The 3,042-nt window shown below is 65.6% G+C and carries 4 protein-coding genes; 1 reads left to right on the top strand and 3 read right to left on the bottom strand.

Annotation, left to right across the window (positions count from 1 at the left end):
* The 3 genes from AC3AYF_RS19710 to AC3AYF_RS19720 form a co-directional block, all read right to left on the bottom strand.
* The coding region (locus AC3AYF_RS19710) for an amidohydrolase family protein (protein ID WP_487780240.1) at positions 1 to 532 on the bottom strand (532 nt) is incomplete at its 3' end.
* Between the two features lie 29 nt (positions 533 to 561).
* Positions 562 to 1,404 carry a fumarylacetoacetate hydrolase family protein gene (locus AC3AYF_RS19715; protein WP_487780241.1) on the bottom strand — a complete coding sequence of 281 codons (843 nt, stop codon included), beginning with the start codon at positions 1,402 to 1,404 and terminating at the stop codon, positions 562 to 564.
* A 100-nt stretch (positions 1,405 to 1,504) separates the two neighbouring features.
* Positions 1,505 to 2,245 (bottom strand): SDR family oxidoreductase, encoded by a 741-nt coding sequence (locus AC3AYF_RS19720; RefSeq protein ID WP_295041397.1) that lies wholly within the window; start codon positions 2,243 to 2,245, stop codon positions 1,505 to 1,507.
* Positions 2,246 to 2,552: 307 nt separating this feature from the next.
* Between AC3AYF_RS19720 and AC3AYF_RS19725 the strand changes: the two genes are divergently transcribed.
* A partial coding sequence (locus tag AC3AYF_RS19725) for a FadR/GntR family transcriptional regulator (RefSeq protein ID WP_487780242.1) occupies positions 2,553 to 3,042 on the top strand: 490 nt, incomplete at its 3' end.

Raw genomic sequence — 3,042 nt, forward strand, 5'->3', positions numbered from 1 at the left:
CGCACCGGTTGTCGAGGTGGCCCAATACGTCGGGTTTGCCGAGATGATCGAGTATCAGCGTGTGCCCGTCGCAGGCGCGGCAGAAGTCGAGCGTCGCCGGCAGATGGGCGGCGGTGACCAGCACGTCGTAGCACCAGCCCGCGCGCTGGAGCCGCTGGACGCCTAGCTGCACGTCGCGCCGGCGCAGATAGTCGCTGGGCTCGGCCTCGTCCTGGATCAGGTGGCGAAAGCCGCACAGCCGCGACGAGTGCCGGCGATCCAGCTGTGTCTCCAGATCGTCCGCCACCGGATCGATCCAGCCGACCACGCCGACGATCGACGGGTCGTGCTCGGCCAGCTCCAGCAGGAAGTCGGTCTCCCGGGCCAGCGGTCGCGCCTGGACCGCGATCGTCGCGTCGATGTCCCAGGCCTGCCGTTCGGCGGCGAGGTCCGGCGGCAGGAAATCCCGCTGCAATTCGCCCATGGCGCCGTCGATCCACGGAAACTCGCTCGCCCGGTAGTGCCAGAAATGCTGATGGGCATCGATACGCATGACGGTGACCTCCGTGGACGATGGCCGGATCAGCTCTCGACGCAGCGCTGCTGCTGTTCGCCCAGCCCTTCGATCCCCAAGCGCATGGTCTGGCCCGGTTTGAGGAAGACCTTGGGGTTCTGGCCCATGCCGACGCCCGGGGGCGTACCGGTGGAGATGACGTCGCCCGGCTGCAGGCTCATGAAGCGGCTGAGATAGGCGACCAGGTGCGGCACCTGGAACACCATGGTCTGGGTCGAGCCATCCTGGTAGCGCTTGCCGTCGACTTCGAGCCACATCGACAGATTCTGCGGATCGGCGATTTCGTCGCGGGTGACCAGCCACGGGCCGAGCGGGCCGAAGGTGTCGCAGCCCTTGCCCTTGTCCCAGGTGCCGCTGCGCTCGAGCTGATATTCGCGTTCGGAGACGTCGTTGACCACGCAGAAGCCGGCGACGTGGCCCATGGCGTCCGCTTCGTCGATATAGCGCCCGCCCTTGCCGATGATCACGCCCAGTTCCACTTCCCAGTCGGTCTTCTCGGAGCCGCGGGGGATCTCGACGTCGTCGTTGGGGCCGCAGATGGCGCTGGTCCACTTGTTGAAGACGACCGGCTCCGCGGGCACTTCGGCGCCGGTCTCGGCGGCGTGATCGGAGTAGTTCAGCCCGATGCAGATGAACTTGCCGACCCGGCCGACGCAGGGGCCGAGCCGCGTACCGGCGGAGACTTCCGGCAGGCTGGCGGTATCGATCTGGGCCAGCCGAGCCAGGCCCGAGTCGGAGAGCACGTCGCCGGCGATATCCTCGATCTGGCCGGAGAGGTCGCGAACGACCCCGTTGGCGTCGACCAGACCGGGCTTTTCCTGACCCTTGGGGCCGTGGCGTAGCAGTTTCATGCGGTTTCCTTGTCTGTGTCCGTTAGCGAAGTGGGTCTAGTTTTGAGCTACGAGCTACGAGCTACGAGCTACGAGCTACGAGCTACGAGAACTCAAGAGATCAATTGGACCACCCCCCATCGATCATCTGCACCGTGCCGGTAATCAACGAGGCTTCGTCGCTGGCCAGATGCGTCGCCAGCGCGGCGATCTCCTCCACCTTGCCCAGCCGGCCCATGGGTTGGCGGGCGATGAATTCGGCAAAGACCTCGTCGTTGGTGCGGCCCTGCTGGCGCGCCTGCTCGGCGACCCGCTCGCGCAGGGAGGGGGAGTCGACCGTGCCCGGGCAGATCGCGTTGCAGCGGATGCCGCGGGTCATGAAATCGGCGGCGACGGATTTGGTCAGTCCGACCACGGCGGCCTTGGTGGTGCCGTAGGCGAAGCGATTGACCACGCCCTTGGCGCTGGAGGCGAGCGACGACATGTTGATGATGCTGCCGCCGCCGTTGGCCAGCATCGCCGGTAGCGCGGCGCGGATGGTGTAGAACATGGAGTCGACGTTGAGGCGCTGGGCAAAGGCCCACTGGGCGTCGTCGCACTCGAGGATCGAGCCGCTCGGCACCGTGCCGGCGCAGTTGAACAGGATGTCCAGTGGTGGCAGCGATTCGATCAGGGCTCGCACGGCCTCGGCATCGGTGACGTCGAGTGCGTGACACTGGGCATCTTCCAACCCCTCGAGCTTGGCGGGGTCGATATCGGTGGCGATCACGCGGGCGCCCTCGGCCAAAAACCGTTCGACGGTGGCGCGGCCGATGCCTTGTCCTGCAGCGGTAATCAGTGCGGTTTTGTTGGCAAGTCGCATGACCGGGGCTCCTGAAGGCGGCTTCGATGCTCTGTTTTTGCTTCTGAAGAGAAGGTTGGTTCTAATGTCTAAAGGCCTGACCTTTGATCCAAGTATTATCCTTTGCCGAAACGGCCCGCAAATCGCCAAACGTCTAATAAGCTGCCGAAAGCCGCTGGTAGCGTTGTCATTTGCGACCAATGTCTATGCCCTGTCTGAGAGATGGCCGCGTTCGCCACTGCAACGTTGACACGGCGAAGAGACACCGGCCCTCAATTCCTCAAGCAGAGCCTGGCTCGTCCTGCTCATGAAACCGGGAGATCGATGGATGCCGATCCAGACCATTCGCGCACAGCGGCTCTATCGTCAGATTGCCGACCAGTTGCTGGTGTTGATTCGCCAGGGGGAGTTTCCGCCGGGCACCTTGTTGCCGCCGGAGCGTGACCTGGCGCAGCAGCTGGGGGTCAGTCGGGCGTCGGTGCGGGAGGCGCTGATCGCGCTGGAAGTCGTCGGCCAGGTCGAGGTACGCGTCGGGCACGGCGTGCTGGTGCTGGAGCGGCACGAGGAGGTGGGCAGCTCGGTGATGAGCGCGGCCCGGCGCCAGGAAGGGTGGGCGCTGGACCCGGAGTTCGCCAGCGAGATCGAACTCGACCTGGACCAGGAGATCCCGCCGTTCTCGCTGTTGCAGGCGAGACGCTATCTCGAGCCCGAGACGGCGGCGCTGGCGGCGCTCAACGCCAGCGACGAGGAGCTTGCCGCGATGCGCGCCGCCTATGCGCGCAATGTCGAGGACAATCGCCACGGCGGGCGCAACCAGG

It is taken from the genome of Salinicola sp. (assembly GCF_982684285.1).